General features: G+C 64.2%; 1 protein-coding gene. It reads right to left on the bottom strand.

Annotated features, from left to right (window positions below; all coding sequences use genetic code 11):
* Positions 1-383 (bottom strand): hypothetical protein (locus AC1D0P_RS31400; protein WP_477680299.1); only part of this gene is annotated, 383 nt, incomplete at its 3' end.
* Positions 384-388 lie beyond the last annotated feature (5 nt).

The raw sequence follows: 388 nt of genomic DNA, 5'->3' as shown, positions 1-388 counted from the left end.
AGCGGTCGCGTGGCGCTGGCGGAAAAGGACAGCGTAAAATCGGGATGTTGGGGTGTCATCGCCGGCACACCTGGAAGCAGCAGGGCGATATTGCCGGCGAGGCGCCGGTCGCCGGCAATCACCACGGCGGGAGCGATTTTGGGCTCCGACACGACGCTTTCGACAAAGCGGTCTGTCGGAATGTTGAGCCGCGTATAGCCCCCTGAAGGCGCCATCAGGACGCGGAGCGCGATGCTGGCCGGCACCGCGATCAGGATGATCAGCGGTATCGCCAGCAGGCCGGGATGCTTCAGGCGGTTGGCAGCGTCCACCGCTTCGATCTTCAGGCAGAGATAAAGCGGCAGGATCAGCAGGAAGGGATCGAGCCAGCGTTCGCGCACCATGACCG

This window comes from Polaromonas sp. P1_G2 (genome assembly GCF_056405515.1).
This window is presented reverse-complemented; position numbering and strand designations above follow the sequence as displayed.